Genomic DNA, 21791 nt, shown 5'->3' with positions numbered 1-21791 from the left:
GGGGGAGAATAATGTTATTTGATTTCATAGGCAAAAGAAAACTATGGTATTTGCTGTCGCTTCTGATTATCGTTCCCGGTATAATATCCTTTTTTGTCCAAGGACTTAACTTGGGAATCGATTTTACCGGTGGTAACCTAATGCAGGTGAAGTTTGAAAAAGATGTATCTGTGGAACAGATAAGAGACTCGCTGGGACAATTTGATTTGAGCCAGAGCCCGGTTCAACCGGCTGAGGACAATCAATTCATTATCAGAACTAAGGTACTGACAGAGGATGAAAACGCAAAAGTGATTGAGGCGTTTCAGGATGGGCTGGGAAACCTAGAGGTACTGCGAAACGAAAAGGTAGGCGCGGTTATTGGCCAGGAGTTAACACGTAATGCGGTGCTGGCATTAGTGATTGCTTCAGTTTTGATGGTAATTTATATTACTATTCGTTTCGAGTTTTGGTTTGCAATAGCTGCGATTCTTGCCTTGCTGCATGATGTCTTCGTCACCATGGGTATATTTTCAATTTTTCAGTTCCCGGTGGACAGCGCTTTTGTGGCCGCTATATTAACGATAATCGGTTATTCAATTAATGATACTATCGTGATTTTTGACCGTATCAGGGAAAATCTTCGTATTAAGAAGAAAGAGGAATTGCCTCGGGTAGTTAACCTGAGTATTTCCCAGACATTGGCTCGTTCCATCAATACTTCTTTAGTTGTAATCATGGTATTGGTATCATTACTGCTGTTCGGGGGTGAAACTACCAAAGGTTTTTCTTTAGCATTGCTGATTGGTAGTGTCTCCGGTACCTATTCATCCATCTTCACAGCCAGCCCGTTATGGATTGATTTCCACCGCACTTTGGCTAAGAAGTAAGGATATATCGGGAACCGAACACCTTAAGAAAAGTAAATAACACAATGTGGGACTTCAGGTAATGCGAGGTTCCACATTTTTGTTACCTGCATATATATTAAAGTAGCGGGGTTTTGAGGGGTATGTAAAACACGGTGGGGATAAAGTTCCAGGGGGTGTTTTATTTGGATGAACGAGTTAAGGCCGCGCGTCTGTCCATAATTTCCAACAGTTTGTTGGTGTTTGTAAAGCTGATGGCAGGGATAGTGACCGGTTCGGTAAGCATTATTTCTGAAGCTATTCATTCATCCATAGATTTGGTAGCAGCCTTAATTGCATACTTTTCGGTACGGGAATCTCAAAAACCACCGGATGAAATGCATAGATATGGCCACGGTAAGATAGAAAATATTTCCGGAACCATAGAAGGCATGCTCATATTTGTTGCGGCAATTTGGATTATCTATGAGGCAGTCAGCAAATTAATGCACGGCGGACATATCACCAGTTTGGGTTGGGGCCTGCTGGTAATGGGCGGGTCTGCTGCTGTTAACTGGGTGGTTTCCGACAAACTATTCAAAGTGGCTGATACGACAGATTCTGTCGCACTGCGTGCGGATGCCTTACATCTGCGTACTGATGTATATACCATGCTTGGCGTGTTTGCCGGGTTAGTATTAATACAGCTGACCGGGCAAATGTGGGTGGATTCGATAGCTGCAATTTTAGTCAGTATGTTTATTTTTAAGGAGGCATGGCACTTGAGCAAGGAAGCTGTTATGCCGCTGTTGGATGTTAGTCTTCCCCCAGAAGAAGAAGCGGTTATCATGAATATTATCAATGAACATGCCAGCAATTTCGTGGAGTTTCACAAGCTGCGCAGTCGTAAAGCTGGCTCGCAGCGCCACATTGACCTGCATTTAGTGGTTCCTCCAGGTACTCATGTTGAAGATGTGAATTATTTGGTAAATCATATTGGTGAGGATATTGAAGCGCGTTTTCCCCAAACACAAGTGCTAATGCATGTTGAGCCCTGCGATAAGGGTTGTGACCAGTGCCCTGAAGGTGAACAATGCCGAAATTAAGTTGGTAAGCAGGAGTTTTATCCTTTGGGAGAGAAATGTTAGTCAAAAAAGCGGAGAGGATATGATGTGATGCAGTTCTATTTGGTTTCGGCCTTGCTTTTTGCGCTGCTGGTGGCGATCTTTGCCGTGCAGAACACAGAACTTGTCACTATTAATTTTTTGGCGTGGCAGTTTAAAGAGATTTCTTTGGTTTTGGTAATTCTGGGGTCAAGTGTAATCGGAGCAGTGTTTTTATTTTTCTTAGGTATGGTAAAGCAGTTCAGCCAATATCGGTCTAACAAGGAATTAACAGTCATGAATAAACAACTGACTGAAGAAAACCAGCTGTTAAAAAAAGAGCTTGAAGCATTGTCAAAACCCCATTCCAATGAGGAAGACCAGGAGGAAGTAGACATTCAGAGTTAAGGTACTGTTGCAGTAAGAACAGTGTGCGACGTAGGGGGATTGACAGTGCAGTTACGCAAACGCTGGAAGGTTGCGGATAGTTGCTGGGAACAGCAAAACTTAATAACTGAACGATTTGATATGTCACCGTTGCTTGCTCAGGTTTTAATAAACCGGGGAATTGTCGCAATTGACGACGTGGAGGAATTTTTATATCCTTCGCTGGACAAGCTATCCGACCCCCTTGTAATTCATGATATGAACCGGGCGGTGGATATTATCTTAGACGCATTAAACCGCAGCGAAAAAGTCTTAGTTTACGGAGACTATGATGTAGACGGCATTACGGGAACGGCCTTGTTGGTGTCGTTTTTTTCGTCAGTGGGCATTGATGTGGATTATTATATCCCTGACAGGATGGAAGAAGGGTATGGGCTGAACAACGCGTCAGTACAATGGGCTAAGGAAAGAGGATTTGGGTTAATCGTCACTGTTGATTGCGGTATTAGTGCAGTGGTTGAAGCGGATACGGCAAAAGAGCTGGGCATTGACCTGGTAATTACTGACCACCATCAACCGCCTAAACAGCTGCCTCGGGCGGCTGCAGTTGTTAATCCCAAGCTGGGGGCCAATGAAAACTGTCGTGACCTGGCAGGTGTAGGGGTTGCTTTTTATTTGGCCAGGGCATTAGCAAGAGAGTACCATAGTCGAGGCGGGGCAGCTTTGGACATAGAAACACTGTTGGATTTAGTCACTTTGGGCACAGTCGCCGATATGGTCCCATTACTTGGTGATAACCGTATTATCACCAAGTTCGGCCTAGAGCAGCTCCCTTATTCCACCAGGTCTGGTATGCAGTCATTGATGGAAGTGGCTGGTTTAGCAGGAAAGGAAATAAACAGTGGGCACGTGGGTTTTGGGCTGGCACCGCGCCTTAACGCTATCGGGCGGTTAGGCAATGCATCACTGGGTGTGGAGCTTCTGACCACCGAAATCCCGTTGCGGGCAGATGAACTTGCTCAGCTGTTGGATCACGAAAATGGTGAAAGACAGGCGATTGAAAAGCATATTTTCGAAGAAGTTATGCAGCAAATTGAAGAACAGGTGGACCTTGATCGGGAACGGGTAATTGTCTTGGCTTCGCCCTTATGGCACTCCGGTGTAGTTGGTATTGTTGCTTCTCGAGTGGTAGAAAAGTTTTATAGGCCAACAGTGTTAATTGCTTTGGAAGGAGAGACGGGCAAGGCTTCAGCAAGAAGTATTAAGGGATTTGATATTTATCAGGCGCTGGAGGAATGTAGTGAATTCCTGGAAGGTTTTGGTGGACATGCCGCTGCAGCCGGGTTTTCCATTACCATGGACAATATTGATGGGTTCAGACAGGCTTTGAACCGATTGGCATGTCAGCGGTTGAAGGAGGAAGAGCTGCAGCCAGCCCTGCGCTTGGATGGTGAGGTTACACTGAAGCAGATAAACCATGGGTTGGTTGAGCAGTTGGAATTGCTTAAACCTCACGGTTTTGGTAACCCGGGACCAGTCTTTTGCTGTCGGGGTGTTGGGTTGGCAGATTGGAAGCAGGTGGGGGCGGACAAAAAACATGCTAAGATGACTTTCGTGTCCGGTAGCATGAGATTGTCGGCTATTGGTTTTAACATTCAGGCGGACAAATTTGCTGATAGTCCCCAGGTAGACGTTGCTTTTCTACCGGAAAAAAATTATTGGCGCGGCACGGTATCTTTGCAGCTGCAGGTCAAGGATGTACGTAAGTCAGATGCAGCAGATGAGTATGGACAATATTTTGGTGATACATTTAACCGATTGCGCCAAGATATTTTTGAATACGTGGATTTACATTCTGCCGGCGTTTTTGCGGTGGATACTGCCATTGCTGGTTGGATGGCGATGATAACTGCAGCACGTTTAGCTCAAAAACAGCCCGTTACAGTGGTAGCACCCTTAGCAAGTCAATGCCGGCAGTTGTATAATGCGGTGCAGCTTTTTGACCCGGATATTGACCCTGTTTTAGTAGACGGTACTGTGCCTAATTGGCAAGGTTCTACTGCTGATCACGGCAAGGTGGTACTTATGACGGAGGAAGCGTTTAAACATTATAGACAGGTTTTGCCGGGAAACAGCGCGACAGTATTACTTAATTTGGCAGAAAAGGACACAATAGAAACAGGAGAGCACAATTGTTTTATTATCGATAGTGAAGACGTTTTTGAACACCATTCATTACAGTTAAAAGGGTTTGATGTATTAAAACCGTTTCCTGAAGAAGCAGCGTTAACAGATATGTTTCAAGACGGGCGTCGGGGGATAGTATTTACCGCCCTCCCAAGTGAGGCAGACAAAGTCGCGGATAATTTGAATTCCAGGGTCGCCGGTGAGGTGATGGTGTACTCCGAAAGGTGTAGTATTGCAGAAAAAAAACAGCTTTTATCCGGATTTTCCCGGGGATTATACCAGGTATTGGTAGCTACTCATGGTTTGCCGCTATTGTACGATTTTCCCATCAATGTCATTCTCTTAGACCCTCCATTTAACACTGGGGACCTGCAGCGCATGCTTTGCTATCGAGGTGAAAGCAATTATTGTTTTACTAATAGGGACTGGGACCGGCAGCAACGGCTTTTGGAACAGTTATTTCTTACTAGAGAAACGCTCGGTCTGGTCTATAATACGTTGAAAGACTTACAAAACAAATCACGGCAAACCAAGACGGACAGTATTGTGCGGAAAGTGATGGCCGCTAAATCTCTTGCTCCGATGTTAATACGCACTGCTTTGTTAGTGCTTAGTGACTTAGGATTAATAGCAGGTGGCAGCGCATCATGGCAGGTGCTGCCGGTAAATGAAAAGAAGGAATTGGAAGCCAGCTGGCGGTATCGTGAGGGGCTAAAGGAATTCATGGCCTTCAATGCGGTTAGAGAAGACTTTATAAATGGGTGTTATAAAGCCAAGCTGAAGTAGTGTCGCAGCAGTGTTCTGTCACTGCGATAGGGGTATATTTAAGCAGAGGAGTGTTTGTTAGTGAACCTAAAGGATAAAATTAGAGTGATTTCTGATTTCCCCAAAGAAGGTATTAGATTTAAGGACATCACCACACTGCTAAAGGATGGCCAGGCTCTGCGCGAGACCATTGAGCAGTTGGCATTGTTAGCAGAAGAGATGCAGCCGGACATAGTGGTGGGTCCGGAGGCCCGGGGTTTTGTAATTGGCACGCCTTTAGCTTATCATATGGGTAAGGGATTCGTACCGATCCGTAAAAAGGGGAAACTGCCCTGTGAAACGCTAAAGGGAGAGTACAAACTGGAATATGGTACAGATGCCCTTGAAATACATAAGGATGCCTTGGAACCCGGCCAAAAGGTGGTTATTGCCGATGACCTTTTAGCAACCGGCGGCACTATAGAAACATGCATAAATTTAGTGGAACAGGCTGGGGCGCAAGTAGTGGGGGTTATTTTTCTGATTGAACTGACTTATCTTTCCGGCCGCGAAGTGTTGCATGATTACGCGGTTAAGTCATTGATAAAATTTTAAGATATTATGTTTTAACGTCTGGGGGAAGGGGTGATACCGGTGGAACTGAAACAGATAATTAAGCGCATAAGAGAGTACAACCCCAAAGCAGACCTGGAAATTGTCAATAAGGCTTACAGCTATGCTGAAGCTGCGCATAAGGGTCAAAAAAGAAAATCTGGCGATAATTTTGTAGTGCACCCAATTGAGGTTGCTTATATTCTGGCTCAATTGCAGTTGGATGAGGTAACAATTGCCGCCGGATTGCTTCATGATGTGGTGGAGGATACCGATATCACGTTGGCTGATTTAGAAGCAGAATTTGGCCAGGAAGTAGCTGCATTGGTCGATGGAGTGACTAAGTTAAGCAGGATTGCTTATAAGTCCAAGGAGGAGCAGCAAGTAGAAAATTTACGTAAAATGTTTCTAGCTATGGCTCGGGACATTAGGGTTATTTTAATAAAGCTGGCGGATAGATTGCATAATATGCGTACACTCAAGCATCAGCCCATTCCCAAACAGAAGGAAATCGCCGAGGAGACATTGGAGATATTTGCGCCACTTGCTCATCGGTTGGGGATATTTAAGATTAAGTGGGAATTAGAAGACCTTGCCTTTCGCTATCATCATCCGGAAAGCTATTATCAATTGGTCAAGCGAATATCCATGAAAAGAAAGACCCGCGAAACCTTTATTAATTCATTTATGGAAAAATTGCAAGAAAAAGCCGTGGAAATGGAAATTCCCGTGGATATTCAGGGGCGGCCCAAGCACTTCTACAGCATCTATAATAAAATGGTACGTCAGGAAAAGGATATTAATGAGATTTACGACTTAATTGCCATTAGAATTGTAGTAGATAATATCAGGGACTGCTATGCCGTATTGGGGATGATACACAGTCTCTGGAAGCCCATTCCGGGACGTTTTAAAGACTACATTGCTATGCCTAAGCCTAATATGTACCAATCATTACACACTACGGTTATCGGCCCCCAGGGAGAACCGGTAGAAATACAAATCCGTACATGGGAAATGCACAGTACTGCCGAGTATGGTATTGCTGCCCACTGGCGCTATAAGGAAAATCAAGCTGGCGACCAAGACTTTGAGAAAAAACTCAGTTGGCTGCGACAAATTCTAGAATGGCAGCAGGATTCAGGCGACGCTCGGGAGTTCATGGAATCACTTAAAATAGACCTTTTTTCTGACCGGGTTTATGTTTTCACACCAAAAGGGGATGTAATAGAGTTTCCCGCGGGGTCAGTACCGATTGACTTTGCCTACCGGGTGCATACGGCGGTTGGGCACCAATGTATCGGTGCCAAGGTTAGCGGCCGCATTGTTCCCTTAGACTACAAACTGAAGACTGGCGACATTGTTGAAATACTGACGGCCAAAGGCAGTGGCCCCAGCAGGGATTGGCTTTCTTTGGTCCAAACTTCTCAGGCCAAAAACCGCATCCGTTCCTGGTTTAAGAAGGGAAAACGAGAGGAGAATCTGCTCAAGGGTAAGGAAATGCTAGAGCGGGAGGTAAGAAAAGCGGGGCAGCCGATTAGCGAAGTGATGAAATCGGAGCATCTATTGGAGGCTGCCAAAAAGTATAACATCGGTTCTGTTGACGACCTTTACGCGGCCATGGGAGACGGAGGAATTACCCCGTTGCAGGTATTGAGGCATTTAAAAGAGCTATTTCCATTAAAAGAGGTCCAAGAAAAACAACCAGTGGTTAAACCATGGGATGGATATGGTAAAGCATCTCAAGGGGTACGGGTCAGAGGTGTGGAGAACCTAATGGTTCGTTTGGGTCGCTGCTGTAACCCGCTGCCCGGTGATGACATCGTCGGTTATATCACTCGCGGCCGTGGCGTATCTATTCACCGCGGAGACTGCCCGAACATTATCCATGCTCAGCAAAATGAAAAAGAGCGTTTGGTAGATGTGGCATGGGATAATGAAGAAGAGACGGTTTTTCAGGTTCAGTTAGAAGCACTGGCATTAGATCGGCCCAGGCTGGCCATGGATATCATGAACACGATAGCGGAGACTAAAACCGTTATTAACTCTGTTCACGCCAGGGCGAAAAGAAATAATTTGGCGGTGGTAGATTTAAAGATAGAAATTCGCAGTATGGAACATTTGCACTACCTGATGGAGAAAGTCAGGCGCTTGAGGGATGTGCTGGAAGTGAAAAGGATTACCCCCAAACAGGATCAAAAGGGTTAATCAAACCAAGTGGGTGATAGTATGCGTGCAGTGGCACAAAGGGTTAATGGTGCATCGGTATCAGTAAACGGTGACGTGGCCGGCGAGATCGGCTTAGGTCTAATGGTTCTTTTAGGCGTGGGACCTGAAGATAACGAGCAGGATGCGGTGTATCTGGCAAAAAAAATGGTAAACTTGCGTATCTTTCCGGATGCAGAGGAAAAAATGAATCTATCTTTGCTGGATGTAGGTGGGGCGGTATTATCTGTTTCGCAATTTACCTTGTACGGGGATTGTAGGAAAGGAAGGCGGCCCAGCTTTGCCGGAGCTGCTCTGCCGACACAAGGCGAGAAATTATACCACGTATTTAATGAGTGTTTGCAGCAATTCGGCATAAATGTGGCTGTAGGCCGTTTTGGGGCTCACATGGAGGTAAAACTGACCAATGATGGCCCCGTGACGCTGCTATTGGATAGTAAAAAGAATTTCTAATTACAGGAGGGTTTAACAAATGTTTCTAAAGACATTGGCAGTTGGTAGTATAGGGACTAATTGTTATTTGGCCGGCTGCCCAGACACTAAAAAAGTGGCGGTTATTGACCCAGGTGATGATGGTAAACGGATACTGGCTTTGTTGGAGCAGTCCGGCTATCAGGTTGAGTATATTATTAATACCCACGGACATATCGACCACATTGGTGCTAATAAGGAAATAAAGGACGCTACCGGAGCCCAGTTACTAATACATAAGGAAGACGGCGAGTATCTTACTAATTCGCAGAAAAACCTCTCAGGCTTTATGCCCTTCCAAGTATCCGGGCCTGCTGCAGACCGATTGCTCGAAGATGGCGATACAATTACCATTGGCGATACAGTTAAATTAACTGTTCTTCACACTCCGGGACACACACCGGGAGGCATCTGTCTCAAAGGAGATGACGTAATTTTTACTGGGGACACGGTTTTTGCCGGGTCCATCGGCCGTACTGATTTGCCTGGTGGTTCATATAAAGTAATTATTAATTCCATTAAGGACAAGCTGCTTACACTTAAAGGAGATTTTCGGCTGCTGCCCGGTCATGGTCCTGCATCTACTCTCGGTGAAGAAAGGATATCTAATCCATTTCTGGGCTGAGTAGATAAACAGATTTACGAATAAGCCAGACAAGCGGAGGAATTCATTTTGTTAGTCTATGTGGACGGCACTGTGGAAATGCGACGAACCGTTAATAACCTTTTAAATCTATTTTTTCCTGGTCATAAGAAGGCATCAGCAAAGGAAGACGCTGAAGTGATATTCCACATCGCTGCAGAAAGAACTGACAAAGGACCAGTGGTCAGATGTCATTTGCGTCTGGAAGAAGTCTCTCGTACGCATATTTTAAAGCAGGAGTGGGTGGGGGAGACTGACCGCACTAATGAGACCCGGAGGGTGGCACGCTTGGCCACACTGCAGCTGCTAGAAAAGGTAACCGGACAACAGGCGAGCTCGTGGGGTACCCTCACCGGCGTGCGCCCTACTAAAATTGTCCATCGCATGTTGGATTTAGGCTGGGACATCAGTCGGGCCCAAAGTGTACTAACGAGCAATTATGCCGTGAGCAGAGAAAAAATAGACCTGCTTTGCGGTGTCGCGGCTAAACAGCGGCCCTTCTTAGAGGGTGCGGGAGATGGTTTCTTTAACCTTTATCTAGGTATTCCCTTTTGCCCCAGCCGCTGCCGTTATTGTTCCTTTCCCGCGGTGGCGATAAATAAATATAAAAATCTGGTGGAGCCATTTGTGCAGTCACTTTGTCGGGAAATTAGCGGGGCAGCCCAGGCGGCGGCAGATTATGGGTTGACGCCGCGTACTATTTACATTGGCGGGGGCACGCCGACCGCACTTTCTGTCGGTCAGCTAAAGGAAATTTTGCAGACTTTGACGGAGGGTTTCGGGGATATGCCCAAGGAGTTTACGATAGAGGCAGGCAGACCTGATACTTTAGATGAAGAAAAGCTTTTGTTATTTCGACGTTACGGGATAAATCGTATTAGTGTTAATCCCCAGACCATGTGCAATCAGACATTAGCTCGTATGGGCAGACTGCACACGGCTGAAGAGTTTGTACGCGTCTATAGACTGGCACGTTTGACAGGCTTTGATATAATTAATACTGATTTGATTGTCGGCCTTCCGGGTGAGACTACTGATATTGTCAGAGATACGGTAAGCCGGGTGACGGCATTAGAGCCGGAAAATATTACGGTACATACTTTAGCCCTAAAGCGGGCGTCTGAGCTGCTGCAGCAAACTAAAGAATATTCTTTTCCCCAAAAAGAGGCGGTGGCAAAGATGCTGTCTTTAACAGGGAAGCGGCTTTTGGCAATGGGTTGGCAGCCATATTACCTATATCGGCAAAAGAATACCCTTGGTCGATTGGAAAATGTGGGTTATGCCAAGCCGGGAAAAGAATGTGTCTATAATATAATGATGATGGAAGAAAGGGAAAGCGTTATCGGGTTGGGTGTAGGCAGCGGTTCAAAGTGGGTAAAGAGCGGTGAGTTATTTGCTGCTACCTATAACCCGAGGGATATCATCATTTATCTGGATAGATTGGCAATGTTAATTAAAGAGAAGTCGGAAAAATGCGCTGTTCTTGGAGGGATGCAGGATGTTAACCACCAGGCCTAGAGGTACTAATGACCAACTGCCACTGCAGACATTGCTGTGGCGAAAGGTCGAGGCGGTCATTCATCAGATATGTGCTGATTATGGCTATCAGGAAATCCGTACACCTATTTTCGAGCACACGGAGCTGTTTAAAAGGGGTGTGGGGGAAACCACTGATATAGTGGAGAAGGAAATGTATACATTCACCGACCGTGGTGATCGTAGTCTCACACTGCGCCCGGAAGGCACCGCACCGGCGGTAAGGGCCTTTCTAGAGAATAAGATGTATGCTGATGCTCAACCAACTAAGCTTTATTATCTGGGACCCATGTTTCGTTACGGGCGTCCTCAAGCAGGACGATTTAGGCAGTTTCATCAATTTGGGATAGAAGTGTTTGGTTCTAAGGACCCGGTAGTCGATGCCGAGGTGATCACTCTTGCGATGGATTTTTATCGACGGTTAGGGTTGAAAGGGTTGGAACTGCACATTAATAGTGTGGGCTGTCCTAAATGCCGTATGGAGCATAAGCAGGCACTACATGAGTTTTTGGAGCCCAAGAAAGATAGTTTGTGCGAGACCTGTCAGGGACGGCGGGAAAGAAATCCCTTAAGGATTTTTGATTGTAAGAGTCCGGTATGCCAGGAACTAATATTTGGAGCACCTACTGTCACTTCAATGTTGTGCCCGGAATGTGCCGAGCATTTTGAACAGGTTCAGCAGTATCTGCAGTTGGTGGGGGTACCCTTTGCTGTTGATGAAACCATGGTACGCGGCATCGATTACTATACTAATACAGCCTTCGAGATAGTGGTAGATGGTATCGGCGCTCAGAGTTCTATTGCTGGCGGCGGCCGCTATGACGGTTTGATGGAGGACTGCGGCGGGCCGTCCACCCCGGGGATAGGGTTTGGACAAGGATTAGAACGTATCCTGGCCACCATGGAACAGCAGGGTCTTGTAACAACGGATGACTCTAAATTAGACTTGTTTATAGTTACTATGGATGATAAGGCGAAGCAAAGGTCTTTTGTACTATTGGAACAATTGCGTAACAACCATGTCAGGTCCGACCATGACGTGATGAAACGCAGTGTCAAGGCGCAAATGAAGCAGGCAGACAGGATGGGTGCAAATTACTGCTTGATAATTGGTGAAGTCGAATTAAAGGAAAATAAGGCCGTGTTAAAAGACATGACCAGTGGAGAACAGGAAGAGATTGCATTGGAAGATGTGGTTGAGATAGTAACAGCTAAAGCAGCAGGGAGGAAAAACAATGGTTGAGACGTTAAGCGGTATTTTAAAAAGTATAGATTGCGGGGAATTGTCTGCCGCCAATATTGGCGAAATAGTGACATTAAACGGCTGGGTTAATAAACGCCGCGATCATGGCGGGCTGATCTTTGCAGATTTACGTGACCGTTCCGGAATTGTTCAGGTGGTTTTCAGCCCGGAGGTGGATGAGAGTTCCTTTGAAAAGGCAGAATCAGTTCGCGGCGAATATGTGCTGGCTTTGCGAGGCGAAGTGCGCCGCCGTCCCGCGGGTACGGAAAACGAATCGTTATCCACCGGGGAGATAGAGGTATATACCAGTGAGCTGCGCATTCTAAACCCGGCGAAGACACCGCCTTTCTATATCACCGAGGATGTGGATGTGGATGAAGCGGTACGTCTTAAGTACCGCTATCTTGATCTACGGCGTCCGGATATGCAGCGGGTAATGGTTATGCGTCACCAGACTACTAAAGCTATGCGGGACTTCCTTGATGACAAAGGTTTCTTGGAAGTGGAGACTCCTATGCTGACCAAGAGTACTCCGGAGGGCGCTAGGGATTATTTAGTACCCAGTCGGCTGCATCCCGGCGAATTCTTTGCTTTGCCCCAATCACCGCAGTTATTCAAACAGCTGTTAATGGTATCGGGAATGGAGCGGTATTTTCAGATAGCACGTTGTTTTCGTGATGAAGACCTGCGGGCGGATCGTCAACCGGAATTCACCCAATTGGATATAGAAATGTCTTTTATAGACCAAGATAAAGTGATCGACATCATGGAAGGATTGGTAACGAAGGTCTTTAAAGAAGTATTGGGTAAGGAGCTTTCTATACCCTTTACCAGACTTTCATATCACGAAGCCATGGACCGCTACGGTAGTGATAAGCCGGATCTAAGGTTTGCCATGGAACTGGTGGATGCTACCGACATTGCGGGAGAGGTAGATTTTAAGGTATTCGCCACTGTGGCGAAAAACGGTGGTCAGATCAAGGGTGTCAATGCTAAGGGCTGCGGTAGCTTTACGCGGCGGGAAATTGATGAATTGACTGAGTTTGTCGGTATCTACGGTGCCAAGGGTTTGGCATGGATGATTGTGCAAGACGAAGGAGTTAAATCCCCCATAGCCAAATTTTTTACCGAAGAACAACTAGCGGCTCTGGTTAAACGGTTAAATGGCGAGCCCGGTGACCTATTACTTTTCGTGGCGGATAAACCGGCGGTGGTGGCAGATGCATTAGGGCATATTCGTTTAGAACTGGCACGACGGCTTGACCTAATAGATAAAGAAGAACTGAACTTCGTTTGGGTAATGGACTTTCCGTTGGTGGAATATGATGAGGCAGAAGATAGATATGTTGCTATGCACCATCCATTTACGGCGCCGCTGGAAGAAGATTTGCCCTTGCTTGACGACAGTCCTGAGCAGGTTCGAGCCCAAGCGTATGACTTGGTATTAAATGGCGTTGAATTAGGCGGTGGCAGCATCCGTATTCACCGCCGGGATATTCAAGAGAAGATGTTTAGCATCATCGGTTTAAGTGAAGAAGAAGCGAGAGAAAAATTTGGGTTTCTGTTGGATGCGTTTGAATATGGCACACCGCCGCATGGCGGTATTGCCTTTGGTTTAGACCGTTGGGTCATGCTTATGGCCGGCCGGGATACCATCAGGGATTGTATCGCGTTTCCTAAAACCCAAAGCTCTACCGATATGATGACCAAGGCGCCCTCTACTGTTAGTAATAAACAGCTTAAAGAGCTCCATCTGCGTCCTGGGCATCAAGGCAAAAAATAATGAATAAGGCATTACACTCAGCCAAATAATATGGAGGATAAGGATTATCCAAATTATTGCCACTTGCCAAGTTCGGCTGCGGTGTGGTACCATAAAATCAGATAATCACCCTGCAATGCGCGTGATATACCGTGGTTTTGAGCCAACACTGACACATAGGGAGCTTGGGCTCTGGGTGTGGCTTGTACGCCTCTTTAGGAGGACACAAAAAGCACTCAGGAGGGCACCCACCTGCTGAGAGCAGGTTCGAAACCTTGGTTTAGGCACGGCATATGCGGGGTTTATTCTGTTTCAGGAGGATTCAACATTGTTACATAAATTTTCCCGTACCGAACTGCTTATTGGCCCTCAAGGTGTTGCCAGGCTGACTGGTGCTCATGTCGCCGTATTTGGGGTGGGAGGAGTTGGTTCTTACGCTGTTGAGGCATTGGTCAGGGCCGGCGTTGGCCGACTTACCATTGTTGATTACGATGATATCTGTCTCACAAATATAAATCGGCAGCTCCACGCATTATATTCCACAGTTGGCAGAGCGAAAGTGGAAGTGATGGCTGAAAGAATAAAGGATATTAATCCGGATGCTCAGGTTAATGCTCTTTGTAAATGGTATTTACCAGACCAAGCCGATGAGGTGCTTGATGAAAGCTTAGATTATATAATTGATGCAATTGATACTGTTACCGCTAAGTTAGATTTAATTGAACAGGCTTTTAAGAGAGGGATACCGATAGTATCTGCAATGGGCGCGGGTAATAAACTCAACGCTGCTGAGCTTACCGTGGCTGACATAAGTGAGACCCGGGTGTGCCCTCTGGCCAAAGTGATGCGTAAAGAACTGCGCAAAAGAGGAATTAGTACAGGGTTAAAAGTGGTGTATTCCCCTGAAACACCCATGCGGCCTGATAAAGGGGCGGCCGACTGTAAGGATTTTTGCATCTGCCCCGGTGGTGACGCTGCCTGTGCGAAAAAAAGACAGATCCCTGGCAGCATTTCTTTCGTTCCCCCCGTTTCCGGCATGCTGTTGGCCGGAGAGGTGGTAAACCAACTATTAAAAGAGGATGTTCAAAAAGTCCATCGCAGGTGAGCGGCGAATTTCTGCGTTGCTCAGTCTTTGAGACTGCTCACGTACGCCACCAGTACGCTCCGCGTCTAAAAGCCTTCGCGCCTTGAACTTCTTGCTCCTGCTACGATGGACTTTTTGAACACGTAATTAAAAGCAGAAAATTTAGCAAAATAGGTAAAAAAATTAGTTGCTTTTACGAATTATGTTATAATAAGCGTAAGCGTAAATACCAATACCGGGTATAAGGGGGGGATTCAAATGGCTGGTTCCTATCACCATTCCAAAGATGATTTGTTACGTCGGCTGAAGAAAATAGAGGGACAAGTTAAAGGAATTCAACGGATGGTTAACGAAGACAAGTATTGTGTCGATATTCTCATTCAAATAGCCGCGGTAAGGGCTGCCGCTAACCGCGTAGGAACAATCCTTTTTGAACATCATACTCGGGGCTGTTTGGTAACTGCCCTGGAAAACAATGACGAGGCAGCGAAAGATGCGATGATTGAAGAATTAGTGGACGTGATTGCTAAATTTACTAAGGGGTGATTAAATGTCAGTTTTACAGCTTACCGCTGAAAACTTTGAACAAGAGGTGCTTCAGTCGGATAAGTCGGTTTTGGTGGATTTTTGGGCGGCATGGTGCGGTCCCTGTAAAATGATTGCACCGGTAGTAGAGGAATTAGCGGGAGAGATGGAAGCTGAGCTTAAGGTGGCCAAATTGAATGTGGACGAGTATGGGGATATTCCGGCTCGTTACGGGATTATGAGTATACCTACACTGATTTTATTTAAAGGCGGCGAAGAAGCCGAACGTTTGGTTGGTTATAAAACTAAGGAAGAATTGTTGGCTGCAGTGCAGAAATCAGTGTAAAGACTGCTCTGATATGCGTGAGATGTAAAATCGCACTTTGAGCATGATTATCGCATAGTCAAGAGAAGCATAATGGACATACTGGGGTGGTTAGTTTAACTAGCCGCCTTTTTAAATGTATAGACTTACCATGCCGCTATAAGTGGAAATGCGGATAAATAAAAATATTCTATATTCTTAGCTAATGCGCTTTTTGATTTGGAGGGAATTCAATGTTAATAGATTTACGCAGCGATACGGTTACTAAACCGTCACAAGAGATGCGTCAGGCAATGGCCGACGCAGTGGTGGGGGACGATGTTTACCAGGAAGACCCGACAGTAAAAGAATTGGAGCAGTTGGCAGCGGGGATTTTGGGGAAGGAGTCGGCCTTATTTGTTCCCAGTGGTACCATGGGCAATCTGGTGGCCATTTTGACCCATTGCAAATCCGGCGATGAAGTTTTTTTGGATGAGGAAAGCCATATTTATTTTTATGAGGTAGGGGGTATGGCTGCCTTGGGCGGTCTAATTCCTCGGCTGATAAGCAATAAACGGGGGATTTATCATCCGAAATCTCTGGAGGATGCTTGGCGCCCGGCAAATATTCACTTTCCTAATCCAGGGCTCTTATGTCTTGAGAATACTCATAATCGTGGTGGCGGCGCGGTGGTACCCGTTGAACGAATGAAAGAAGCAGTCGAATGGGCAAGAAAGAAAGGACTGCCCGTTCATTTGGACGGGGCAAGAATATTTAATGCTGCCCTAGCGCTGGGAGTGGATGCTTCAGTGATTGCCGAAGAGGTAGATAGCGTGCAGTTCTGCCTATCTAAAGGGTTGGGTGCACCGGTAGGTTCCATTTTGGCGGGTAGCGAGGAGTGGATAAACCGGGCGAGAAAATGGCGTAAAATGGTGGGCGGCGGCTTACGTCAGTCAGGGGTTCTGGCCGCCGCGGGTCTGGTAGCTTTAAAAGGACGCAATCGCTTAGCTGAAGACCATCAGCGAGCCAAGGATATGGCTCGGGCGATAAATGATATAGCGGGTTTGACTGTCGAAATTGATAAAGTATTAACTAATATATTTATGGTTGATATTGACTATCCCGGCGGTGACGCAGATGATTTGGTGGAGCAGCTTGCCGAGGCAGGAGTATTGGTAAATGCGGTGACTAAGAAGAGATTGCGTTTTGTCACCCACTGGGATATTGATGATATCTCCGCTCAACGAGCCGTGGGAATTGTCGCTGAGGTAGTTGGGAAATAAGGCTAATATTTGGACTAAGAAGGTGATCCTATGGACCTTTTTGATTTCACTGACAATAAAAAGAGGGCGGAACCCCTCGCACAGCGCATGCGCCCCCGCAGTTTGGATGATTTTATCGGTCAGGAACATATCGTTGGCCGGGGTAAGCTTCTGCGTAGAGCTATAGAAGCGGACCAATTAACGTCAGTGATCTTTTATGGACCGCCGGGTACCGGAAAGACCACCCTGGCTATGGTTATTTCCGGCATGACCAAGTCTAAGTTTGTGCGTCTGAATGCGGTTACCGCAGGTGTAAAGGATTTACGTAATGTAATTGATGAGGCTAGGGAGAACCTTAAATATTATCAGAAAAAAACCATTCTTTTCTTGGATGAAATTCACCGTTTTAATAAAGCGCAGCAAGATGCCCTGCTGCCCGCAGTTGAGGAAGGGACGGTGGTGCTTATTGGTGCCACTACGGAGAACCCATATTTTGAGGTTAATTCACCTCTTTTAAGTCGTTCAAGGATATTTACCTTAAAAGAGCTTTCAGACCAACAGGTGGAACGAATACTTCGCCAGGCACTTGGAAATCAGGAGAGGGGCCTGGGTAGCTATCAGGTTGAACTAGAAGAGACTGCTTTGCAGCACCTCGTTAGGATGGCTAACGGTGATGCCCGCAATGCTTTAAACGCCCTGGAATTGGCTGTGCTTACTACGCCGCCCGAAGAAGGGATACGGCGTATCAATGAAGATATTGCCGCCGAATCAATTCAACAACGAATATTAAGATATGATAAAGATGGGGATAATCATTATGATGTTATCTCCGCTTTTATTAAATCCCTCCGGGGAAGTGACCCTGATGCTGCTCTTTACTGGTTTGCCAGGGCGGTGCAAGCTGGTGAGGAACCACGTTTCTTGGTTCGTCGTCTGATTGTCCATGCGTCAGAAGATGTGGGTTTAGCGGACTCAAGAGCCATGCTTTTAGCTCATGCTGCCGCCAATGCTTTGGAATGGCTAGGTATGCCAGAGGCACGGATACCTATTGCCCAAGCAATTATTTATATTGCCAAGGCACCCAAAAGCAATTCGGTAATTGAAGCTGTGGACAGGGCATTTTTAGCGGTGAATGACCAGCGGGCCCAACCGGTTCCGTTACATCTTCGGGATAGTCATTACTCGGGAGCCAAGGTGCTGGGTCATGGCAGGGACTATCAATACCCACATCAGTTTCCTGGGCATTATGTAGAACAACAGTATTTGCCCGATAACTTGGTGGGGCAAAAATTTTATAAGCCAGACGGCCAGGGTGAAGAAAGTTAACCCGGCCGTTTTTTCTATCGCTTTTTAATAACGGAAATCCTGATAATGCTGCTTGCTCAAACACCACAGATAAGCTTTGCTTGTATAAATATGTTGGCATAAGGAAAATTAATAATAAATCAGAGTGATTGAGTCGGGTTTTACCATTGACAAAACCATAAGGGATTTGCTATGATATTAATACCGAGGAAATTAGTAGGGTTTACAAAAGAGGTGAGGATATGAAGCTTTCCACCAAAGGAGAATACGGCCTCAGAGCCATGTTTGACTTGTCGCAGCGCTACGGAGAAGGTCCCATCTCGCTGAAGAGCGTTGCGGAGCGACAGGAGATATCTGAGCACTATCTTGAGCAGTTGATCGCGGGACTGCGTAAGGCGGGTTTAGTCAAAAGTATTCGCGGTGCCCAGGGCGGGTATCTGTTGGCCCGGGAACCGAAAGAAATTAGAGTAGGGGACATTATCAGAGTTTTGGAAGGCCCGATCGCCCCCATGGATTGCGTCAGTGAAGAGGACCCGGAAGAATGTTCCCGGGGGGAGAGCTGTATTACCAAAACTATCTGGAAAAGAGTACGGGACAGTATTACTGAAGTGTTGGATTCTATCACACTGCAGGATATGTGCGATGATGCGGCAAAGGCGCGTCAAGAAAACGATTATTACATGTATTACATTTAAGGAGGCGTCATAGCAGTGCGTAAAGTATATCTGGATCATAGTGCCACCACGCCGGTACATCCGGAAGTGGTTGACGTTATTAACAAATACCTAACTGATGTTTGGGGTAATCCCTCCAGTATTCACAGTTTCGGCAGGGAAGCTAAAAAAGGACTAGAGGAAGCACGGGAAAAGGTCGCGTCTTTGATGGGAGCTGACCCAAAGGAAATTATTTTTACCAGCGGTGGGACTGAGGCGGACAATATGGCCATTATTGGCAGTGCTCATGCCAACGAGAAAAAAGGCAAGCATATCATTACCTCCCAGGTTGAACATCATGCTGTATTAGATGCTTTTAAGCATTTGGAAAAGAACGGCTTTGAGGTCACTTACCTGCCGGTTGATGAAGAGGGTTTGGTCAGCGTGGCTGAGGTGGAGCGAGCTATTAGAGAAGATACCACTTTTATCAGCATTATGCATGTTAATAACGAAATCGGTACTATTCAACCGGTGGAGGAAATAGGTGCCATAACCCGAGAAAAGGGAATTATCTTTCATGTAGATGCGGTACAAAGCTATGGTAAAATACCCGTAGATGTCAAGCAGATGAATGTTGATTTATTGACTGCATCCTCTCATAAAATATATGGCCCCAAAGGTGCCGGTTGTTTATATATCAGAAAAGGCGTTAAAGTACCTTCCTTTACACTGGGTGGCGGACAGGAAAAAAAGCGGCGCCCGGGTACCGAGAATATGCCGGGTATTGTGGGTTTTGGGAAAGCGGCGGAAATAGCGGCTAGGGATTATGAAGGGGAAATGAAGCGTCTCTCCGGATTAAGGGACAAGTTGGTAACGGGCATTGAAGAAAGAATTCCTGATATTCGTATCAACGGACACCGTACCAAACGTCTTCCCGGTAACGCCAACATCAGCTTTCGCTTCATTGAAGGTGAATCATTATTATTAAGTCTGGATATGAAGGGAATAGCCGCATCCAGCGGGTCGGCCTGTACTTCAGGCTCTTTGGACCCGTCCCATGTCTTGCTAGCCATCGGGCTTTCTCATGAAATTGCTCATGGTTCACTGCGCATGACACTGGGCGGTTCCAACACACAAGAAGATATTGATTATGTTTTGGAAGTATTACCGGAGATAGTGGAGCGGCTGCGGTCTATGTCTCCCTTATATCAACGCAAGGAAGCTTGCAAGCAGAAGGAGTGTTATGAGCATGTACAGTGAAAAAGTAATGGATCATTTCACCAACCCGCGCAATGTTGGGGAACTTGATAATGCTGACGGCAGCGGCGAAGTGGGGAACCCTACCTGCGGAGATATCATGAAAATTTCCATTAAGGTAGAGAATAATATTATTACCGATGTAAAGTTTAAAACTTTTGGCTGCGGAGCAGCAATTGCAACCAGCAGTATGGTAACTGAGATGGTGAAAGGGAAAACTATTGAAGAGGCATTGAAAATAAGTAATAAAAATGTTGCAGAGGAATTAGATGGATTACCGCCGGCCAAAATGCACTGTTCAAATTTGGCAGCGGATGCACTGCACAAAGCTATTGAAGATTACAAGCAGAAGCAGGCAAGCTAGGGGGGCTTTAAGCCCCCTGATTTTTTGAGGTGGGACATATGACAAAACAAATATTGGTGGCCATGAGTGGAGGCGTGGATAGTTCTGTTGCCGCTGCTCTCTTAAAAGAAAGCGACTACGATCTTGTGGGAGTAACCATGCAAATTTGGCCTGCTGATCAACCGCATCCCGAGATAGAAGGGTCATGTTGTTCGCTGTCTGCGGTGGATGACGCCCGGTCTGTGGCCGACAAGCTGGGGATTCCCTATTACGTAATGAACTTTAGGGATTACTTCAAGGAAAAAGTTATTGATTATTTTATCGAAGACTATTTGTCAGGCAGAACACCAAACCCATGTATCGCCTGCAACCAACACGTTAAGTTTGAAGCATTGCTGCAAAAGGCCCTGGCGATAGGCACGGACTTGATTGCCACCGGGCATTATGCCCGTATATACTTTGATGACGACAGGCAGCGTTATGTATTGGCAAAAGCAAAGGACAGCAATAAAGATCAAACCTATGTGCTTTATGGCTTCAATCAGGAGCAACTTTCGCGTACACTGATGCCGCTGGGAGAATTCACCAAGCCGGAAATTCGTCAGATGGCGGAAGAAATGGGGTTGGTGGTTGCTCACAAACCGGAAAGCCAGGAGATTTGCTTTGTTCCCGATAACAACTATCGTAATTTTTTGAAGGATAAGGTCGGTCAACGGATTAAACCTGGTCCGTTTTTGGACACCAAGGGCAATAAAATTGGTGAGCATCAAGGGATAGCCTACTATACCATCGGTCAGCGTCATGGTTTGGGCCTCGCTATGGGAAAACCCATCTATGTAGTTGACATTGACGTACGGCGTAATGCGGTTATTGTTGGCAGCCATGAAGAAACCTTTAGTCCAGGGTTGACGGCAAATAAAAATAATTTTATTCTTTTTGACCACTTGGAAAGCCCGGTGGAGGTAAAGGTAAAAATTCGCTACAAAGCTCCTCCGGTACCGGCACTGGTCTCTCCCGGGGAAGAAGGCCGAGTAAAGGTGGAATTTAAACAACCTCAGCGAGCAGTAACTCCCGGTCAAGCGGTTGTATATTATCAGGATGATCTGGTAATGGGTGGCGGAACTATTGAAAAACCATTACGGTAACAAAAAATTAGCAGCTCTCGAAAGTGGGAGTTGTCTTTTTTTATGTTTAGGAAAAAGTATTTGGTTGTAACGTCCATCAAAAAGGAGTTAAGTTTCTCAAGCTAATGCCAGAAAGCACAAGTTTATCCATATGCGAATTTTCAAAAAATACTTGACTTTCAGGGCAATTTAT

General features: G+C 46.1%; 20 protein-coding genes and 1 other RNA gene. All 21 read left to right on the top strand.

Features of this window, described 5'->3' with window-relative positions; genetic code table 11:
- Nucleotides 1-11 precede the first annotated feature (11 nt).
- The 21 genes from secF to mnmA all read left to right on the top strand — a co-directional run bounded on the left by secF (nt 12) and on the right by mnmA (nt 21619).
- A complete protein-coding gene (gene secF, locus MFMK1_RS15490; protein WP_366922588.1) occupies nt 12-869 on the top strand; it encodes a protein translocase subunit SecF in 858 nt (285 codons plus the stop codon).
- 155 nt (nt 870-1024) lie between these two features.
- Entirely contained in the window at nt 1025-1933 is a 909-nt protein-coding gene (locus MFMK1_RS15485; protein ID WP_428846312.1) for a cation diffusion facilitator family transporter, read from the top strand.
- Nucleotides 1934-2002: 69 nt separating this feature from the next.
- Nucleotides 2003-2338 (top strand): LapA family protein, encoded by a 336-nt coding sequence (locus MFMK1_RS15480; protein WP_366924964.1) that lies wholly within the window; start codon nt 2003-2005, stop codon nt 2336-2338.
- Between the two features lie 45 nt (nt 2339-2383).
- Complete coding sequence (recJ, locus tag MFMK1_RS15475; RefSeq protein WP_366922586.1) at nt 2384-5290, top strand: single-stranded-DNA-specific exonuclease RecJ; 2907 nt, start codon at nt 2384-2386, stop codon at nt 5288-5290.
- Between the two features lie 60 nt (nt 5291-5350).
- Nucleotides 5351-5863: an adenine phosphoribosyltransferase gene (locus MFMK1_RS15470; protein WP_366922585.1), complete on the top strand. Its 513-nt coding sequence runs from the start codon at nt 5351-5353 to the stop codon at nt 5861-5863.
- A 39-nt stretch (nt 5864-5902) separates the two neighbouring features.
- Nucleotides 5903-8068, top strand: coding sequence for a RelA/SpoT family protein (locus tag MFMK1_RS15465; protein WP_366922584.1), 2166 nt, complete (start codon nt 5903-5905; stop codon nt 8066-8068).
- Nucleotides 8069-8089: 21 nt separating this feature from the next.
- A complete protein-coding gene (gene dtd / locus MFMK1_RS15460) occupies nt 8090-8539 on the top strand; it encodes a D-aminoacyl-tRNA deacylase (RefSeq protein WP_366922583.1) in 450 nt (149 codons plus the stop codon).
- A 19-nt stretch (nt 8540-8558) separates the two neighbouring features.
- Nucleotides 8559-9182, top strand: a complete 624-nt coding sequence (locus MFMK1_RS15455; RefSeq protein WP_366922582.1) for an MBL fold metallo-hydrolase — start codon at nt 8559-8561, stop codon at nt 9180-9182.
- A 48-nt stretch (nt 9183-9230) separates the two neighbouring features.
- Nucleotides 9231-10718, top strand: a complete 1488-nt coding sequence (hemZ, locus tag MFMK1_RS15450) for a coproporphyrinogen dehydrogenase HemZ (RefSeq protein ID WP_366922581.1) — start codon at nt 9231-9233, stop codon at nt 10716-10718.
- Nucleotides 10699-11979 (top strand): histidine--tRNA ligase, encoded by a 1281-nt coding sequence (gene hisS, locus MFMK1_RS15445; protein WP_366922580.1) that lies wholly within the window; start codon nt 10699-10701, stop codon nt 11977-11979. Before hemZ ends, hisS begins: the two co-directional genes overlap by 20 nt.
- Nucleotides 11972-13762, top strand: coding sequence for an aspartate--tRNA ligase (gene aspS / locus MFMK1_RS15440; protein ID WP_366922579.1), 1791 nt, complete (start codon nt 11972-11974; stop codon nt 13760-13762). The genes hisS and aspS overlap by 8 nt, the downstream gene beginning before the upstream one ends.
- Nucleotides 13763-13866: 104 nt before the next feature.
- Nucleotides 13867-14047: non-coding RNA, 6S RNA (gene ssrS, locus MFMK1_RS15435), on the top strand.
- A gap of 22 nt (nt 14048-14069) precedes the next feature.
- On the top strand, nt 14070-14846 hold the full coding sequence (locus MFMK1_RS15430) for a tRNA threonylcarbamoyladenosine dehydratase (RefSeq protein ID WP_366922578.1): 777 nt from the start codon (nt 14070-14072) through the stop codon (nt 14844-14846).
- Between the two features lie 237 nt (nt 14847-15083).
- Entirely contained in the window at nt 15084-15371 is a 288-nt protein-coding gene (locus tag MFMK1_RS15425; RefSeq protein ID WP_366922577.1) for a metal-sensitive transcriptional regulator, read from the top strand.
- A gap of 4 nt (nt 15372-15375) precedes the next feature.
- The gene (gene trxA / locus MFMK1_RS15420; protein ID WP_366922576.1) at nt 15376-15696 is read left to right on the top strand and encodes a thioredoxin; all 321 of its coding nucleotides are present in this window, start codon (nt 15376-15378) and stop codon (nt 15694-15696) included.
- Nucleotides 15697-15908: 212 nt separating this feature from the next.
- Nucleotides 15909-16937 carry a low-specificity L-threonine aldolase gene (gene ltaE, locus MFMK1_RS15415; protein WP_366922575.1) on the top strand — a complete coding sequence of 343 codons (1029 nt, stop codon included), beginning with the start codon at nt 15909-15911 and terminating at the stop codon, nt 16935-16937.
- 30 nt (nt 16938-16967) lie between these two features.
- Nucleotides 16968-18242, top strand: coding sequence for a replication-associated recombination protein A (locus tag MFMK1_RS15410; protein WP_366922574.1), 1275 nt, complete (start codon nt 16968-16970; stop codon nt 18240-18242).
- Between the two features lie 221 nt (nt 18243-18463).
- Nucleotides 18464-18916 carry an RrF2 family transcriptional regulator gene (locus MFMK1_RS15405; protein ID WP_366922573.1) on the top strand — a complete coding sequence of 151 codons (453 nt, stop codon included), beginning with the start codon at nt 18464-18466 and terminating at the stop codon, nt 18914-18916.
- A 15-nt stretch (nt 18917-18931) separates the two neighbouring features.
- Nucleotides 18932-20134 carry a cysteine desulfurase NifS gene (nifS, locus tag MFMK1_RS15400; protein ID WP_366922572.1) on the top strand — a complete coding sequence of 401 codons (1203 nt, stop codon included), beginning with the start codon at nt 18932-18934 and terminating at the stop codon, nt 20132-20134.
- Nucleotides 20124-20495, top strand: a complete 372-nt coding sequence (gene nifU / locus MFMK1_RS15395) for a Fe-S cluster assembly scaffold protein NifU (RefSeq protein ID WP_366922571.1) — start codon at nt 20124-20126, stop codon at nt 20493-20495. The genes nifS and nifU overlap by 11 nt, the downstream gene beginning before the upstream one ends.
- 38 nt (nt 20496-20533) lie before the next feature.
- A complete protein-coding gene (gene mnmA, locus MFMK1_RS15390) occupies nt 20534-21619 on the top strand; it encodes a tRNA 2-thiouridine(34) synthase MnmA (protein ID WP_366922570.1) in 1086 nt (361 codons plus the stop codon).
- Nucleotides 21620-21791 lie beyond the last annotated feature (172 nt).

The organism is Metallumcola ferriviriculae (genome assembly GCF_035573695.1).
GTDB classification, from domain to species: domain Bacteria; phylum Bacillota; class JADQBR01; order JADQBR01; family JADQBR01; genus Metallumcola; species Metallumcola ferriviriculae.
This window is presented reverse-complemented; position numbering and strand designations above follow the sequence as displayed.

Coding starts and splice junctions, on each gene's coding strand:
- secF (WP_366922588.1), top strand. CDS start 12: ATGTTATTTGATTTCATAGGCAAAAGAAAACTATGGTATTTGCTGTCG.
- MFMK1_RS15480 (WP_366924964.1), top strand. CDS start 2,003: ATGCAGTTCTATTTGGTTTCGGCCTTGCTTTTTGCGCTGCTGGTGGCG.
- dtd (WP_366922583.1), top strand. CDS start 8,090: ATGCGTGCAGTGGCACAAAGGGTTAATGGTGCATCGGTATCAGTAAAC.
- MFMK1_RS15455 (WP_366922582.1), top strand. CDS start 8,559: ATGTTTCTAAAGACATTGGCAGTTGGTAGTATAGGGACTAATTGTTAT.
- hisS (WP_366922580.1), top strand. CDS start 10,699: ATGTTAACCACCAGGCCTAGAGGTACTAATGACCAACTGCCACTGCAG.
- aspS (WP_366922579.1), top strand. CDS start 11,972: ATGGTTGAGACGTTAAGCGGTATTTTAAAAAGTATAGATTGCGGGGAA.
- MFMK1_RS15425 (WP_366922577.1), top strand. CDS start 15,084: ATGGCTGGTTCCTATCACCATTCCAAAGATGATTTGTTACGTCGGCTG.
- trxA (WP_366922576.1), top strand. CDS start 15,376: ATGTCAGTTTTACAGCTTACCGCTGAAAACTTTGAACAAGAGGTGCTT.
- ltaE (WP_366922575.1), top strand. CDS start 15,909: ATGTTAATAGATTTACGCAGCGATACGGTTACTAAACCGTCACAAGAG.
- MFMK1_RS15410 (WP_366922574.1), top strand. CDS start 16,968: ATGGACCTTTTTGATTTCACTGACAATAAAAAGAGGGCGGAACCCCTC.
- MFMK1_RS15405 (WP_366922573.1), top strand. CDS start 18,464: ATGAAGCTTTCCACCAAAGGAGAATACGGCCTCAGAGCCATGTTTGAC.
- nifU (WP_366922571.1), top strand. CDS start 20,124: ATGTACAGTGAAAAAGTAATGGATCATTTCACCAACCCGCGCAATGTT.
- mnmA (WP_366922570.1), top strand. CDS start 20,534: ATGACAAAACAAATATTGGTGGCCATGAGTGGAGGCGTGGATAGTTCT.